The organism is Myxococcales bacterium (assembly GCA_022563535.1).
Classification (GTDB): domain Bacteria; phylum Myxococcota_A; class UBA9160; order UBA9160; family UBA4427; genus DUBZ01.
The window spans coordinates 1-16870 of sequence record JADFNE010000042.1 but is presented as its reverse complement, the minus strand read 5'-3'; the positions used below and the strand labels follow the sequence as shown (position 1 = coordinate 16870).

Sequence of the window (16870 nt, the reverse complement as noted above, 5' to 3'; positions counted from 1 at the left end):
ACAGCAACCCGGATGGTCTCACCCAGCCAAGGACGCGCCCGCGGGACGGGGAGATCCCGAAGCACGTAAAAAAAATATTTTCAATCAGTCGATCTACGTAAGGCAAATACCTCTGCAGTTCTACGCGTTAGTACTCGGCAGCCACCAGGGAACAAATTCAGACTAGCAATCTTCTATCACAATCAAGTAAAATGCCACAAACAAGTGACACCCGGAAGATCAATTCTTTGATCGCTCGTTGCGTTCCCGAATTTCCTTGATCTGCCACTCGTCGCCACGACGAGCCAGCAAGGCGGTCAACTCCGAATAGCGCGAACCAGCCTTGGTTTTGTTGCACTTGTTGTACAGAATGTTCTCGTCAAAGTCGACCTGTGCGTCGCTGCCTGTGATATTCGAGTCCGTAAAACTGAGAAGCACGCGTATCTGGCCGCAGTCTTCAAACAGCTGCTCTAGGAAAACCCGCTGAAAGCGTGACATGCTCCAGACGCGATTCAGATCTTCGATCGACCGCGACTCGTAGGCAGATTCATAGCTCTCCATGGCCTTGCGCAGGCCGAGGTCCTCGGCCGGAGGCGGAGGTAACGCGACCGGTGGAGGCTTGTTCTTCTCTTGCAGGAGCGCCAACCTTAATTCCTCCAACTGCCTGCGCGCGTCAGCCTCCCGTTTCGCGGCGATCTTGCGTTCTTCCTCGAGGCGCAGATTCTCGGACAGTCGTGCGTCCTCCAACTCCTTCGCACGTTTCTGAGCGATCAGCAGGGCCGCCTTGTTCTCTTTCTCAGCCTCGCTTTGAATCTTGGCTTCATTAAGCGCGGCCGTCAGGGCCGCCTTGCTCTCTGCCTCAGCCTCGCCTTGCTTCTTGGCCTCTTCAAGCGCGGCCTTCAGTGCGTCGATGTCCCGCTGGGCGGACGCCCCGTCACCAACCGATTTCATGGCTCGTTCGAGCTTATCCTTCAGCGCATCGATGTCCCGCTGGGCTGCCAATTCGCGGTCTCTTATGTTTTGGCGCTCAACTTCGAGGATCTTGTCCACGTCTTCCTGGGTCGGGCCTATCTGACTTTCCTCGATGAGCACCTGCCAGGCGAAATAGCCGGTCAGCGCAAGTACCGGCAGGGCAATCGCAGCCGCGACCAGCGGACGGATCCCTCCCGCGTACGCCCCCGAAACTCCGTCGAGAGCATCTCGCAGTGCGTTATTAAAGTCGTCGGCGCTCGCGAACCGCTCACTTTCCTTGATGCTGCACGCGGTTTCGATGACGTCCAACACACTGTCTGGAATTGACTCGTGACCGAAGAATTCGAACTCTTTGTCTTCCGCCTGAAGCGAAACCAGGTGCTGCAAGACCGCTTGCCCGTCGGTGGCGTCGAGATCATCGATCTGATCGTAGACGGTCTCACCGGACAGCACGGTGTAGAGCGAGAGACCCAACGAAAAGACGTCACTTCGAACCGTAGTCGGCTCACCCAGTGCGTGCTCGGGTGACATGTAGAGCGGTGTACCCGGAACGCGGCCAACCTCGGAAATTTTCGCGGAGTGTCTTCCCGTGGCGATGCCGAGATCGCCGAGAATCGGGATCCGGTCGTGGGTCAGGAAGATGTTCTCGGGCTTGATGTCTCGATGGACGACATTTTCCCGATGCAACCGGGCCAAGGCTGCGAGCACACCGCAAAAGTACTCGCAGACATCGGTCACCGTGTATCGAACTCTGGCAGGTGCCGGGCGAACATGGATGAAGCTCGTTGCGTTGGGATCGATCTCAGTTTCTACCGGCGCGACATCGACGCTTTCCTCTTCGTCTTCCTCCTCCTCCTCGTCCGTTTCATCCAACCAATCCGGCGGAATGTCGCAGAGGGTCGAACCCTCGATAAAGTCCATGGTGTAGAAATGGCAGCCGGTCCCGGCATCCTGACCAAAATCGTAGACGTGAATCAGGTTCGGATGCTGAATCGTTGCGAGGATCTGTGCCTCCGCGAGGAAGCGCTGGTAGTCCTCGCCCCCGGCAGCCTGGGGCTTCAGCAGCTTCAATGCTCGTGGCGCATTGAAGAGTTCCGGGTCAGTCACGCGGAATACCCAGGCCATCCCGCCTTCGGCGACGAAGTGATCTACTGGATACCTACCGATGCGTCGGAGGGCGGCGACGTCGAAACCCATAACCTACTTCCTACTCTTTTCGGTCGCCCGCAAAGCGCATCCCATTCGAAGTCGGACGCAACACCAGGTCCCTCTGAGTCTTCCTGGAATCGAAACCCGGCCAGGCCCCGGGAGGATCGAAGGTCTCGGTCACACGCAACGCCACAAACCCCCCCTCCCACTGTCTCTTCTCTACGATCGCAATTTCATATCCGGCGATGCCGTCGCCATAGAGTTCGCGAAACTCAGACTCGCTCTCGCGGAAACCCAGCTCCTTGTAGAGAGGGAAATCTCCCCGGCCCAGCGCCTGCTTCCATGAGGCTACGAACGCGTCGACCGCGCGTGCCGTCTGGATGGCGGCCTCCTTCGCACGAGCCTCCGCGAGTGCAAGCGCCTCGAGCCGGAGCAGTTCCTGTTCGGCTGCGAGTTTTTCGCGTTCGGCAGCCTCCTGTTGCTCAACCTCCAGCATCGCCGCCGCCAAAGCTGCCTGCTTCCGAGCCAGCGCCTCTTTGGCCTCAGCGATCTTGAGAGCCAGCGCGTGCTCGCGCGCCAAAGCCTCTTCGCGGGCTAACTCCGCCAAGCGAGCCGCTTCCAAGCGGGCTGCCTCCTCCCGCGCAGCCTCGGCCTCGAACTCTGCAACCAACGCCGCAGCGCGATCCGCTGCCGTTTTGGCCTGCAAGGCTTGCTCCTGGGCTACACGCTCGGCCTCGGCCACAGCTTCGGCGGCCTCCTGAGCGAGTCGGATGTTCATCTGATGCCGAGTGAAGCCCGCCAACAGTGCGGCAACGATCAGAACTGAAATGCCTACCAGCACCATTTTCTTTTTGCGTGTGCTGCTCGCGCCACCAAGGTCGTTAGTGTCATCCGCCATGATGTTCAACTCCTCTGCGTTCAAAAATTCCAATTCGCGAGTTTCCCCAGTTCCTCGTTTATCCGGTACTGCGAATTTGGCGATATCGTCGGGCACCGCAATGATCTGGACTGTCACGTTGTCCGGCGAGTCGTACTCGACATTGGCCATGTCAACCAATAGGCGCACTGCCTCGTCGGGAGTTTCGAATCCGACTATGGCAGAGATATCTGCCTTGCTCAGGTAGCCGCACAGCCCATCCGAGCAGAGGAGATAGGAATCTCCGGGCTCGATCTCAAAGCTGAGAAGATCGACCTCGACGCTGGGTTCCGGCCCGATCGCACGCGAAAGTTCGTTGCGACGTGGGTGACTCTCCGCTTCCTCCTCGTCGATCGTTCCCAGGCGAACCCAGTCGGCAACCACGGAATGATCTCCGCTCAACTGTTCGAGTTCCCCACCTCGGTACTGGTATGCGCGACTATCTCCTACCCACGCCAGTGTCACCATGCCATTGCGGTCAAAGAGCAGCGCGACTCCGGTTGTTCCCATGCCGCTCAGTGTCGGGTCCGCTTGCGAAGCAGCGTACACCGCACGATTAGCCTCCTCGAAACCATGACGCAGCCGGTCACCCGGCAGCCCTTCGCCGCTTTCGAAAATTCGGGCGACGGTCTCGACACAAATCCGACTCGCGGTGACACCCCCGGCATGTCCCCCCATGCCGTCCGCGACAATCAGCAGCCGCTCACCGAGTGCATTGCGAAACTCACCGCACGCGTCTTGGTTTTCCTGACGCGTTCGCCCAACATCACTCAATGACGAACTGAGCAGTCGATCGGTCTCCATCAATGGGACTCCAGAGGAATACCGTCCGCCAAGCCAGGGCCCTAGCATACTCGATAATGTGATATCGCAAGCTCCGGGTTTCTTGGACCATCTAGCGTGGCCATACCCGTCGAATTGGCAAGAACGGCAGTTACTCGGCGAAAAGTGCTTCATTGACAAGATGTTGCCGGTCCACCGCACCTCGCTCGATCGGTAAACAGCCACTCAGCCCAGCGTCAGAACCGATTGCGCGAGAAATCACCCAAGCGGCCCAACAATTGTCCGCGCCCATTTTTCGCTCCCGCATACGAGAAATGATTCCTTCCTTCTATATATATGTATTCGTAAAGCTAGAATCACGACATCGTCCCCAGCCAAACTGCGCCAGCTTGGCCCGCCAGCAGCATTCGGACTTTTGGGAGCCCTAATCCAAGACACCATCGAACTGCGGATCTCGCGGAACAGCTCGAGGTCCAGGTGCGCTATTTCTGGAAACTACTCCTGGAGCCCGTCTTACTTTCCAGCGAGTTTTTGCCAACGCGCCAGCTCGCTTTCCAACCAGCCGTTTTCCCAGAAGCTCACGTCCCCGCCGTTCTTGAGCAGGGTCTGATGGGCATCGGCCATCACGCTCGCGGCTTCGCGGTGATCCGGCGCGATGGCGAGGGCGGCTTCGGCCAGGCGTATGGCAGTGGCCTGATCTCCGGACTGGCTGCGCGCCCGAGCTCGTTCGAGAATCGACTCGACCCCGGCCAGGCCGGCCAGTTCGGAGATCGCGATGTTCGGATCGGTGGCATACAGGTCGGCGGTCGAGCGGCGCTCGAACCAGCCGGTATAAGATTCCCAAATCGTACGAACCCCCCACGCGACCTTGCCATAGCCCAGTCCCACCCGGAGTTCCTTCGGCAACTCGACCTCTTCCATGATCTCGTTCAAGGTCTTGCCCGCGTTGATTCCGGCGAGGGTTTCGCGGTGTACGTAGTCGACCGCGTCGTGCAGTCGTCCCAGGCATGCGTCGATCAGTTCTTCTCCCTCGATCGGCATTCCTCGTCCGGTGATGAGCATCTGGGGCCGCAGCGCGCGCAACCGCTCTGTGTTCTTCATGTACGGCACCGGGAACCGGTACTTGTCCCCGCGCAATGTATTGAAGTTGGGAAAGTGGGGGAACAGCGGGCCAAATAGATTGCTCAAGATGGCGATGCGATGTCGCGGCAGCCAAACCGCAAGACTGTCGATGGTTTCGCCCCCGGGCATCGCGATCAACTCGATCTCGAGCCCGCCCTCCGAAAGCGAGATTTGTTCATCGAACACGATGTCCGGGGTAGGGACGTCCTGGCCCTTGGACACCCCGGGATACCGCTCGGCGAAGTCGCGGATCTGTTGCGGAAGCTTGGGAAACCACCGCAGTGCGGTACCCGCGCGAAACCGCGGCAAACGCGCGTCGTCGGCCTGGCAAGCGGGATTGTTCGCCTGGGCGACATAGCGCGTGTTGGCGTCGCGAAACAGCGAGACCCCGCCCACATGGTCGACGTGCCCCTGGGTGGTGATGATGTAGGTGGTCGGGTCAGAAGAGATCGCCGCGAAAAGACTCTGGTGATGCGGGGCCTCCCAACCCATGCCGGTATTGATGATCACTCGGCCTGCGTCGGTCGTCAGCAGGTAGGACGCGCTGGTCCCCGCCGATCGGTAGATGAAGTCGCAAAATGGCACCGCCTCTTCGTCATAGTCGGGGTGAAGCAATTCGCGGCCCGGGCGCTCGTCGATCAGGCGGTCGACCTCGTCTTGAATGCTCATTGCACTTCCTTTCGAATCTCGAAGCGATCCAGATAAAAATCGAATCCGGAGCGCACTTCCGCTGGCTCGACCAAAAAGTCCTTGCGCAGGTCGTAGACCACCTGCCCGTCCCTTCCGCGCGGGTGTTCCTCGACATAGCGGGCGATCTGCCCGCGCGCTTCGCTCGTCATTTCGAGGCCCGCCACTTCGTAAATACGCTCGACGGTCCCCATATCGTCCGACATCAAGTCGTGGAAGAGCACGTCAATCGTGCGGTCTGCCGGAAGCAGATCCCGATCTCGCACCGAGGCTTCGAGCAACCGCTTGATGCGATCGGTCCAGTATTCGAGATAAAAATCGGGACGCGGCGTCTTGTAGTTCATCCGGGCGCCGTAAGTGAGCATGGTGATGGCAGACTGAATGACCGAAACTGGATCGCGGTGGGTGACCACGATCGTCGCATCCGGAAACGTCGTCATCAGGGGCCCCAGTTGTTCGAGGTGCTGGGGACACTTCAAGATCCAACGCTCGCGCGGTCGATACCAGCTCAATACCTTGAGCATTGTCTTGAGCCTTTCGTAGTGCGGCGTCTGGTCGTGAGCGAGGTAGTAGTCGCGCCAGCGCGGCACCCGGGCGACCCACTCCTGGTTGTAGCTGGTGAAGTCGTGGAGCTGCAGCTCCAGTTCTTCGTGAATATGGTCTGGGTTCATCGGGTGCATCGAGGCAATGAGCGGCGCCCCCAGCTTCATGCCCTGCCACGCCTCTTCGGAACGGGCCCAGCGCGGATCAATCCCGTCGTTTCGAGATTCGTCTTTCGGGTTGGGTACCGGCTCCTGCCCCTCCCAAAGAGGCATCGAGCGAAGTCGCTGATCGGCGGCAATCAGATTGACGAGGTGAGTTGTGCCGGATCGAGGCAACCCGACCACGATGATGGGGCGCACGATCTCGATCTCGTGAATCTCGGGATGACGAGCCAGCAGGTCGTTCACGAGCAGGCGGTTGGACGCGTAGCGAACGCAGTCGTTGTACAGCCCAAAGCGACCGATCGCAGTGCGCTCGGGGTCTTCATCGACTTCTGAAAGCCATAGTGCCAGACGCTCGCGATAACCGTCGTCGCCAAAATCCTCGAGACCCGTGCGATCGACCGCAGCGGCCTCCACTGCGGCAACGCTCAATTCGACGGGATTATTTTCACCGAGGGCCAGCCCGGCTTTCTGGATGTCGCTGAGCACGGGGTCGCGCAGATCTTCAATGCGAATCTGTTTGCGGGGGGTCACTTTAAACGGAACTCCAAGAATGCCTATGGGATCTGCGGCATTTGCGGCATTTGCAGAAATTCGATCAGCAGCGGATCGCCCTTGCGTTCGAGATAGGCAAAGACGATGTCGGGGGAAATCTTTTTGTACCAAATGGGCTCGTACCCTACCTCTGCCATCCGCTCGATCCACTGGTCTGTGTCGTCCACCCGATAACGCAGGTGATGAATTCCCTCTCGCCCCTGCTCGATGAATTCGCGATGGGGGCTGTCTCCTTCCCGCCACTGGATGAATTCCATCTCGAGTTCACCCGAGTGCCCATACAGAATATCGAGCTTTACATCGGCGACCTGGCCGCGATAGTCCGCCGCCTGCACTGAACCGTCGATTCGGCTCCAGGGCCCAAACATCGCGTCATAGCGCCGCTCTGCCTCATCGATGCTTCTGACGACAAAACCGATCTGGTCGATCGGGGGCAGCCCGAGACTTGTCGGGGGGGGACCCGGACTGGCATTGCTTGTTTTTGACCTCGAATTGGACACCGAAAAAAGCTCCTGTTCACAGGGTTCTGGGGTTGCCTCGGAGACTTTACACCGTCGCGGGCAGCTCGACTAAGCCCAATTGAAGCGGCCCCATTGAAGCGGCCCAATCGAATCGTTCTGGGGCAGTGGACAATACGAGAATGTTCAACCACAATCTGTCCACATGAAGAACAAACGCTTCGTCATTATGGGTGCCGGTGAAGTCGGCTGTCACCTGGCGCGGACCCTTTCTGCCCAGGGTCACCGGGTGACGGTGATCGACTCGGATGCTTCCAAGCGTCAAATTGTCGAGGAACAATTGGACGCGGCGTTCGTGCACGGGAACGGGGCCAACCTCCCCACCCTCGAAGCCGCCCGAGTGAATGACTGCGAACTCTTCGTGGCCGCGAGCAGCTCGGACGAAGCGAACCTTGCGACATCGCTTTTGGCCAAGCACCTGGGCGCGCCCAGAACCGTCGTTCGCGTCGCCTTGTCCGAGGATGTCACGAAGTTTGGGAAAACCTACGAGTTGACCTTCAAAGTAGATCTGTTGCTTTCGACCCAGGTGCTCACCACCACCCAGATCCTGAACTCGGTACTCGGCTACAACACCCAGGACGTCGAGTATCTCGCCGACGGCGCAGTCCAGATTCGCAAGACACGGATCGAAGCCGGTTCGCTGCTCAATGCAAAATGCCTGGCCGACGTAGACCTTCCCAAGGGTTGTCTGGTACTGGCCTACATCACCGGGGACGAGCTTCGGGTTCCGTCGGGCCCCGATCGCGCCGAACCCGGGGACGTGGCCGTCATCCTGGGAACGACGGATGTCATCGACGAAGTCGAACGCCAGGTCAGTGGCCATGCGCGCAAGTTGGGGCAGGTTGTAATTGCGGGGGGCGGAAGGTCGGCCGAGCCGGTAGCGGCGGGGCTCGTCAACCAGGTCAAAACGATCAAGATCATCGAATCCGACCGGCAGCGAGCCCAATATCTCGCTTCGAAGTACCCGGACTACGAGATCTTGCACGGTGACGCGACCGACCTCGCAACCCTCTCTGCGGAAGGCATTGGAAGCGCACGGGCCTTTATCGCACTCACGGGCCACGACGAAAGCAATCTGATGGCATGCCTACTCGCCCGCGAACTCGGCGTGGAGCAAATTACGGCACTGGTTCAGAAGAGCGACACTTCCCATCTTTGGCAAAAGATCGGAATGGTCGACGTCGTTTCGCCCCGCGCCCTGGCGGCGCAACGAATTCAGACCTACATCGACAACGACTATGAACCCCACATCGTGTCGTTCGCGAACGGCGCGGCTCAGTTCATGCAGCGACAAGTTGTCGAACAAAGCCCGGCTGCGGGCAGTCGACTGGAAAACGTCGAGATTCCTCAAGGGCTGATCGTCGCAGCGGTTCTTCGGGATGGAACCGCGGTCGTGCCGAGCGGGAACCACGTGCTCGAAGTGGGCGACGAGGTCATTCTTTTCGTTCGCCAGGAAGAAATCTCCATGGCCCATCTGGTATTTCCCGGGACGGAATCCAGCTAACAATGAACATTCGCTACGTCCTGAGTTTCTTGGGTGTGGTCCTGATGGTCCTGGCCGGAGCACTGCTCGGACTGTTGGGGTGGAGCGTCTACCTGGAAGACGAAGCTGCTTCCGCCGGGTTTGCGGTGGCCGCTTTCGTGGCGATTGTTGCGGGCCTGCTGATGCGCCTGCTCGGGAAATCGAGCGGCGATCTCTACCGTCGTGAAGGGGTTTTGATCGTCGTCGGTTCCTGGTTTCTCGCATCCGTGATCGGGGCCATCCCCTATCTCGTGAGTGGTGTACTGCCCAATCCAGTCGATGCGCTGTTCGAATCGGCTTCGGGTTTCACGACGACCGGCGCCACGGTGCTCCAGAACATAGAAGCCGCTGGACATCCCATCCTGTTGTGGCGGAGCTTCAGCCAGTGGTTGGGTGGCATCGGAATCGTTGTGCTGTTCGTCGCACTGCTCTCGGAACTGGGTCCCGGCGCCCGCTTCCTGTTCAAACTGGAAGTGCCCGGGCCCCGAGCGGAAGTCCTGCACGCTCACGTTCGGGACACGGCAGCGGCACTGGCACGAATCTATCTCGTGCTCACGGTCACCGAATTACTCGCTCTGCTGGCCTGCGGTCTCAGTTTCTTCGACGCGCTGACTACCACCTTTTCAACCGTGGCGACGGGTGGCTTCTCGCCTCATTCGGAGAGCATCTCTGCATTTTCGACGCTGGCCCAGATCATTGTTCTGGTGTTCATGATCGCTTCGGGGGTCAATTTTTCTCTCTACCTGGTGGCGAGCCGACTTCGAAATGCAAGCGCATTTCGCGATTTCGAATTCAAGGTCTACCTGACAACCATCCTCCTTTTCAGCGTCGGGGTCGCTGCGGTGCTGTTGCAAGACTCCAGCCGCGATCCGTTTTCGACTTTCCTCCACGCTGCATTTCAGGTGACCTCGATCCTCACCACCACCGGTTTCACAACAACGGATTTTGCCGCGTGGCCAACCTTCGCTTGCAGCATGCTCGTCTTCTTGATGGTATTCGGTGGCTGCGCGGGTTCGACGTCGGGCGGCCTCAAGATCGTCCGCGGAATCATTGGCTGGAAAGCCATATTCCGAGAGGTCCGGCTCACCTTCAGCCCAAATTCCGTCATCGCGGTCGTGATCCAGCGCGCGGCCGTACCCGAGGAGTCGGTTCGCAGCGTAGTGGCCCTGCTTCTGCTTTGGCTGCTGGCTTGGGGTGTCGGCGCGGTTCTGCTCAGCGCGGGTGATGTTGATATCGTCACCGCTGCTTCCGCCTCAATCGCCATGGTCTCGAACATTGGTCCAGCCCTCGGAGCGGCGGGCCCGACTGAAAACTATCTCCACTTTGCTGCATGGCAGAAGTTACTGATGGTGTTCTTGATGTGGTGCGGTCGGCTGGAATTCTTTGCCCTGATGGCTCTCTTTCAACGGCGGTTCTGGCAGAAGTAAGCAGGCACATCCGCCGAGCAGGGCTCCGCCCCCGCTACAATCCCATTTCTACAGGCCAAAGTCGACATAGATCGGTGAAGACCAGGCCCGCGGCTCGGCCTCGGAGAGGCAATCCTCTTCCGGAGGTGCGCCGAGCCCGCAGGGGTCGATCGAAACACAGACTCCCGCATCGTCGTAGCTGCACCTCAAGGGATTGCTGCCCTCGATCAACTGGTCCGGGGCTTCGATCGCCCGAGCGTAATAGAGGGTGTCGCGCTCGCCGGCGACGAATTGCGTGTCGGCAAATTCGATCACGCAACCACCGCCGTCCGCGGGACACGGAAAACTCCGCCAGGGGTCTTCGACCAACCCCTCCAAGGGCTCATCCGCGCTGATCTGCGGGCGGATGCGAATGATTTCAATTCGCGTGATCGGCCTGCGGGTGTCGCTCGGGTGATAGCACTCGCCCTGGCAGATATGATCGACGCGCTCAACCCCGAGCGCGGACGTCGCGTAGTCGGGACAACCCGGCTTTTGCTCGAACGAACCCGCCGCACGGACGCGAAAGCGCGGCAATGTCATGCGTCGCGTCGTCGAGCCCATGGGAATGGACTGGTTTCCCTCGATCATGTCGAACCACAGCAAGATGCGGCGACCACTGGTGGCATAGACTTCTTTGCGGGTGAGAGCATCCCAGATGGCGTGTCGATCGCGCCCTTCAGAGTGAACCGCAACCAGCCCCCCAGTCGTCAGGTAGGCGGAACCGCGTTCAATCTCGAAGAGTCGCAGGGGGGATTCACCGGCTGGATCGAACCGAACGGACTCTGACACGCGTTCGGATCGAGTGTCCGGAGAACCGAACAAAGAGCCGGCACTCGAAACACCTTCTTCACCCCGACCGCGTCCGTCAGTCATTTCTCCCCGCGCAAATTCTTTGTAGCCGGTACCCGCGCGGGCCGTGTGGGTGTCGCTCGATCCCAAGAAGCCGAAGTTGAAGCGCTTTGGATTCTCGGGATCGCTGAAGTCGCGGATCGCCAACATGTACTGGACCGAAGAGCGGGGGCGGTAGTTGAATGCGGGCTGGAAGCCATTGCGTTCCTGTCCCGCATCGAGCCAATCCTTCGCTTTGAATCCGGGCAGGGTTTTCCAGCCCGCTTGATACGCATCGAGGTAGTTGCGCCGGGCATCGCCGGCGCGACGGGCGCACTCATCGGCGCCCTCTCCGACCTCGAGACACTCTGCTTCGATCAGCTGACCCGCCCGCCAACAACTCGGCAGATAATCGTCGCTGGGCTTCGGACACGAAAGAGCGCCCTTCTTGCCGACGATGACCTCGCGCCAAGGGGGAAATTGCTCGGAGTTGCCGTGCCCCGAGTAGATTTCGACCAGGGTTTGTCGCTTGGAATCGTGGCCCGGAAGCTGTTTGCGCCAATCCGAGCCAGCAGGCGTGTACATCCCCCAGGCCGTACCGTGGGGAATCACGATTGAGGGAAAATCCCAGTCATCGAGCTTGGCGAACAAGCCTTCGGGCGTCGCCGTGGTCTCGAGGCAATCTGCGGGCAGGTCGCGCACCGAGATATTGTCTTCGCAGCGTGGAGTCGCGGCGGCAACGGTAAGCATGCGATTGAAGGCGACGCCTCGCGCCCCATTGATCGCCGCCAGACCCATCCGTTGAAGCGTTGTGGGGCTGAGAACACGCGGGTTGGCCGTCGGAATGCGCGCGCCGATCGGCCGCGTGGGAATCTCAGCGTCGTCAGTTCCCAGCAACACCACGTTTTTGTGACCGTAGTGATTGCGAGGGGTCGTGCCGATGTGACTCCATTCCCAGCCGAGATACGTGACCAGGTCGGGATTGGACGGATCGCCCGCCACCTCGTTGCACTGCCGCACGCTCTCGACGGTCTCCCGCCACAACTCCAGCGTCAGCGCTTCTGCGTGATCATTGATCGACCAGAAGTCGAGCGCCGAGCAGTAGCGCGCAAAATCACAGGCATCGGACGGTGGATGAGCACCGGTCCCTCCCGACATCGGAAGATTCATGAAAAATGCGTCGAAGCTGAAGGTGGTGTGTACGTGGAAGTCCCCGAACAAAACTTGCTTCGTCGGAGCCGCACCGAGAGCGGCAGTCGTTACAGCCTGGGTTGCTTCATGGCTCGCGATCACCGACTCGGACCGCGCCACAGGTACAACGTCTCCCGCAATGTCGTGGTCGACAAACCAACCGTAGCTAAGTGCTCGAACGAAGATCAGCGCGGCAAAAGCCACCGTCAACAGGCCAAATGTGATCCGTATCGGCATGCATACTTCCCGCGATCTAGATTTCGACTAGAACGTCGCGATCAACGGCGCGATCAGCAGGCTCACAACACTCATCACCTTGATCAGGATCGCGACGCCTGGACCCGACGTATCCTTGAAGGGATCGCCAACCGTGTCGCCGACAATAGCGGCTTTATGGGTCTCGGAGCCCTTGGGATGACCCTCGAGGCCTCCGGCTTCGATGAATTTCTTGGCGTTGTCCCAGGCACCGCCAGCATTGGCCATGAAGAGAGAAAGCGAAGCGCCTACGGCAACCGCACCGGCGAGCATGCCCGCCAGGGATGCCGGGCCGAGGATGAAGCCGACCAGGACCGGCGCCAGGATCGCCACCGAACCCGGCAGCACCATGTGGCTGAGCGCTGCCTTGGTTGCGATGTCGACGATGACTTTGCCTTCGGGCTCAGCCTTGCCTTCGCGCAGACCCGGGATCTCATCGAACTGGCGCTTGATCTCCTCGATGATCGCCTGGGCGGCCTTGCCCACCGCGATCATCGTGCTCGCACCCACCGCGTACGGCAGACACGCACCGATCAAGAGGCCCACCAGGATGGGCGCATCGTCCAATCGCAAGATCAGCGAACCCATGCCGCTCATTTCGCGCACGTGGTTCACTTCCATGATGAAAGCTGAAAAGAGACTCAACACCGTGAGGGTTGCGGAGCCGATTGCGAAACCCTTGCCGATGGCGGCGGTGGTGTTGCCGACCGAGTCGAGTTCGTCGGTGATGGCTCGAACCTCCGGCCCGAGACCACTCATCTCGCTGATGCCGCCCGCGTTGTCCGAGATCGGCCCGTAAGCATCGACCGTCATGACGATCGCGGTGCCGGCGAGCATGCCGACCGCGCCCATCGCGATGCCATAGAGCCCCATGCCCTCGGGCATCACCGCGTTGGCGACGAAACCGACGCTCGCGACGATGAACAGCGACACCACGGTGCTCTCCATGCCGACCGCGAGGCCCGCGATGATGCCGGTTCCGGCTCCAGTCTTGGAAGCCTCGGCCACCTTCTCGATCGGTCCCCAGGCGGTGTAATACTCGGTCACCAATCCGATCAACCCGCCGCCAATGGCGCCCGCAGCCAGTGCGTAAGTCACAGCCTGGCTCACACCGATCATGGGCATGACGATGTACGCCACAACACAGATGATGATCGAAGGCACGAGCAACGCGGCGCGGAGCACCATGGCCGGACTGTTCTGCCGCAGGGTGCGGGCGATGAAAATACACACGATGCTCACCACAAGGCCGAGTCCGGAGAGAAACAGCGGCAGCGTCATTGCGAGGAAGTACGCTTCGGTGCCGGTCTGTCCCTGGGTGAACAACGAGTTCACAAACTCGGACTTGGCCGTCATCGCGATCGCCATGGCGGCGACCAGGGCGGCCACCAAGGATTCGTAAATATCCGCGCCCATTCCGGCGACGTCACCCACGTTGTCACCCACGTTGTCCGCAATGCCGCCGGGGTTGCGCGGATCATCCTCGGGAATGCCCTCGATGACCTTGCCGGCGATGTCCGACCCCACATCGGCAGCCTTGGTGTAGATGCCGCCACCGATGCGCGAGAAGAGCGCGATTGACGACGCACCCACCGCAAAGCTGTGCAGCGAGGTCGAGAGGTGGGGATCTTCCGCCATGATCCAGTAGAGAACGCCAAGGCCCAACAAGGCCGTCGCCGCAACGCACAAGCCCATCACCGCGCCACCGTCCAGAGCGGTCAAGAGCGCGTTGGGCATCGAACCCTCGCGTGCCGCCTGGGTGGTCCGCACGTTTGCGTACGTCGCGGCCTTCATGCCGATGAAGCCCGAGAACAGGGAAAGGAACGCACCCGCGATGAAACACGTACCCGCGAGCAGGCCGGTCCCTTCAGCGCGGAAGGCGAAAAACAGCAGTCCGAAGACGACCACCGAGTACACCGCGAGCACCTTGTACTCGCGCATCAGGAAGGTCATCGAGCCTTCCCGAATGTACTTCGCGATCATGTTCATCGTCTCTGTCCCTTCCGGGAGAGACTTGACGCGGAAATAGAAGAAGGTCGCGACGACCAGGCCAACCAGACTGGCTGCGATTGGGACCATCGTCATTTGTTGGATCAAGCTGTTCATCTGGATTCCATCCTGTCGGAGTCGAGGCAATCGCACCCGTCGCGATTGCCGAAGGCGGGCTCTTGTTTTCGGGAGGCTCTGGTTTGCGGAGCAGCGATCGCTCCAGACCCAGCGCCGAGCCCAGGGACGTGCTCCCAAGGGGCTTGGCAGGCAAAACTTCTCGGGCATCTGAGTAGCGACTCCGCGCACCCCGGGCAAGCAATTTGTCCTGTTTTTTCGCGGCCTTGCCGAGACGAGGCGACACGGGAATGCGCATGGGCTCGCAGCCTGGGGGGCGACCGCCGCCGGCAGGTTGGACGGATAGATCGAGGTAAGTCCCCGTCCCTTTAGCAAATTTTGGCGGTCCATGCTGACAAGCCAGTATTCTCTGCCATCAACGGTTACCTCTTATCCACTAGTGCACATGTGGAGCGAATCGACGATGATGAAAACTTGGGCGTTCAATTCGCGTACTCCAAGGAGGTATTGAGTGGACTCTCTACTGCGTGTCTTGCTCGTAGACGATGACCCCGTGGTCCTGGAAGTGACGCGCGCTGTGCTCGAGAGCATGGGGCACCCCACCACGACCCATGACCGCGGCCTTGGGACGAGTTCGATGGTGGTCAAAGTAAAGCCTCACATCGTCCTCTTGGATGTCGAACTCCCCGGCCTCGACGGAGACAAACTCGTAGATCTGATCCACGAGAATCAATGGAAAGATGATCAGCCGTGGCCCGCTGTGATCCTGCACTCGGGAATGGACCACGACGAACTGCAAAAATTGGCCAAAAAGAGCGGCGCACGGGGTGCGCTTTCGAAGACTCGCGATATTGAGACCTTCAAGATGCAATTTCGAAAGATCGTGGAATCCCTCAGCTAGCAGCTCTGGTTTCTCAGCGGGCCGCGCAAGTCACTCGCCGTTCGACTAAGCCACCGTGGGTGTGAGAGCAAAGAGTACCGCTCTCGCGGGGACGTGCTGGCCTGCCCTGGCGGCGGCGGCGAGAGCGCCAATACCGGGATATGTTTTCGGCGCCGAAACGGAGGTCGAACATGGGCCGGACGCTGGCCATTCATCCGATCGAGGGGGCGACCCTTGGCGCCGTCGTGACAGGCGTCCAGCTGCGGAATCTGAGCGATGGAATGTTCGAAAAGATCGAAGACGCCTGGCATGAACATGGGGTACTGATTTTTCGCGAACAGTTTTTGAGCGACGACGAGCAAGAGGAGTTCTCCCGCCGTTTCGGTTCCCTCGAGCGGCTCTCCACCGAGCGGGGCGATCGACCCGACGTCGCCCTGCTCGTCGACATCAGGCCCAACGGAAAGTTGATCGAACCCCAGGGGCCCTATGCGCTCTTCCTGCTGGGAAACACGTTCTGGCACGCCGATCGTTCGTTCAAGACTGTGCCCGCCAAGGCGTGCCTGCTTTCAGCGCGGACGGTTCCCGACGTTGGCGGCGAAACAGAGTGGGCCGACATGCGCGCCGCCTACGACGCACTCAACCCATCCGATCGCGAAGAAATTGAAGACGCCGTCGGGGTGCACAGCTATCGCTATTCCCAAGAATTGATCGGGGGGACCGACGTCTTGAGCGATGAAGGCTGGGAAGCTCTCCCCCCGGTCGAACATCCAATTGTGCGCACCCACCCTGCGACGGGCCGCAAGTATCTGTTCATCGGACGCCATACCTCGCATATCCTCGGACGTGATGTCGAAGAGAGCCGCGCGATCTTGAATCGCCTCACCGACGAAGCCGCAACACCACCCCGCGTCTTCTCCCATACCTGGCGCGCTGGGGACATCGCCATCTGGGACAACCGCTGCGTGCTCCATCGAGCTCGGTCCTGGCCGAGCGATCAGACCCGGGTGATGGCCCGCACCACCGTCGCCGGAGAAAGTTTCAGCAACACCTGGACGCTGTAGGAGCCTCATGGTCGAAGTACACGGAATTTGTGAGCCCGGTTTCGAAAGGGTGCGTGAGGCATTCATCTCGAACTTCGAGAAGGGTCTAGACGTCGGGGCCAGCGTGGCAGTGACCCGGGACGGGGAGTTCGTCGTCGATCTATGGGCGGGTGATGCCGACGAAGATGGAACGTCCTGGGAGAAAGACACCATCGTCAACGTCTATTCGACGACCAAGACGATGGCCGCGACCTGCG

Annotated in this window: 12 protein-coding genes; 5 read left to right on the top strand and 7 right to left on the bottom strand. The window is 60.0% G+C overall.

All coding sequences use genetic code 11. The features are described from left to right. Positions 1–219: 219 nt before the first annotated feature. The 5 genes from IH881_13425 to IH881_13405 all read right to left on the bottom strand — a co-directional run bounded on the left by IH881_13425 (position 220) and on the right by IH881_13405 (position 7367). On the bottom strand, positions 220–2148 hold the full coding sequence (locus IH881_13425; protein ID MCH7868689.1) for a protein kinase: 1929 nt from the start codon (positions 2146–2148) through the stop codon (positions 220–222). A 10-nt stretch (positions 2149–2158) separates the two neighbouring features. Continuing rightward, the gene (locus IH881_13420) at positions 2159–3820 is read right to left on the bottom strand and encodes a serine/threonine-protein phosphatase (protein MCH7868688.1); all 1662 of its coding nucleotides are present in this window, start codon (positions 3818–3820) and stop codon (positions 2159–2161) included. A gap of 492 nt (positions 3821–4312) precedes the next feature. Then, positions 4313–5590: an MBL fold metallo-hydrolase gene (locus IH881_13415; protein ID MCH7868687.1), complete on the bottom strand. Its 1278-nt coding sequence runs from the start codon at positions 5588–5590 to the stop codon at positions 4313–4315. Then, complete coding sequence (locus IH881_13410) at positions 5587–6846, bottom strand: sulfotransferase (GenBank protein MCH7868686.1); 1260 nt, start codon at positions 6844–6846, stop codon at positions 5587–5589. Before IH881_13410 ends, IH881_13415 begins: the two co-directional genes overlap by 4 nt. A 23-nt stretch (positions 6847–6869) precedes the next feature. After that, the gene (locus IH881_13405; GenBank protein ID MCH7868685.1) at positions 6870–7367 is read right to left on the bottom strand and encodes a VOC family protein; all 498 of its coding nucleotides are present in this window, start codon (positions 7365–7367) and stop codon (positions 6870–6872) included. Positions 7368–7530: 163 nt separating this feature from the next. Here IH881_13405 and trkA point away from each other — a divergent pair, with 163 nt between their 5' ends. Both trkA and IH881_13395 read left to right on the top strand, forming a co-directional pair. Then, positions 7531–8889 (top strand): Trk system potassium transporter TrkA, encoded by a 1359-nt coding sequence (gene trkA / locus IH881_13400; protein MCH7868684.1) that lies wholly within the window; start codon positions 7531–7533, stop codon positions 8887–8889. Positions 8890–8891: 2 nt separating this feature from the next. Beyond that, on the top strand, positions 8892–10334 hold the full coding sequence (locus IH881_13395) for a TrkH family potassium uptake protein (GenBank protein MCH7868683.1): 1443 nt from the start codon (positions 8892–8894) through the stop codon (positions 10332–10334). A 48-nt stretch (positions 10335–10382) separates the two neighbouring features. On the opposite strand, the gene IH881_13390 is transcribed toward IH881_13395, so the two are convergent. Further along, entirely contained in the window at positions 10383–12611 is a 2229-nt protein-coding gene (locus IH881_13390) for a DUF3604 domain-containing protein (protein MCH7868682.1), read from the bottom strand. Between the two features lie 27 nt (positions 12612–12638). Then, positions 12639–14735, bottom strand: coding sequence for a sodium-translocating pyrophosphatase (locus IH881_13385; protein ID MCH7868681.1), 2097 nt, complete (start codon positions 14733–14735; stop codon positions 12639–12641). Between the two features lie 469 nt (positions 14736–15204). On the opposite strand from IH881_13385, the gene IH881_13380 reads away from it, so the two are divergent. From IH881_13380 to IH881_13370, 3 genes are all read left to right on the top strand, one after another. After that, on the top strand, positions 15205–15594 hold the full coding sequence (locus IH881_13380; protein MCH7868680.1) for a response regulator: 390 nt from the start codon (positions 15205–15207) through the stop codon (positions 15592–15594). Positions 15595–15764: 170 nt separating this feature from the next. Next, positions 15765–16634, top strand: a complete 870-nt coding sequence (locus IH881_13375; GenBank protein ID MCH7868679.1) for a TauD/TfdA family dioxygenase — start codon at positions 15765–15767, stop codon at positions 16632–16634. 7 nt (positions 16635–16641) lie between these two features. Further along, on the top strand, positions 16642–16870 hold a 229-nt coding region (locus tag IH881_13370), incomplete at its 3' end, for a serine hydrolase (GenBank protein ID MCH7868678.1).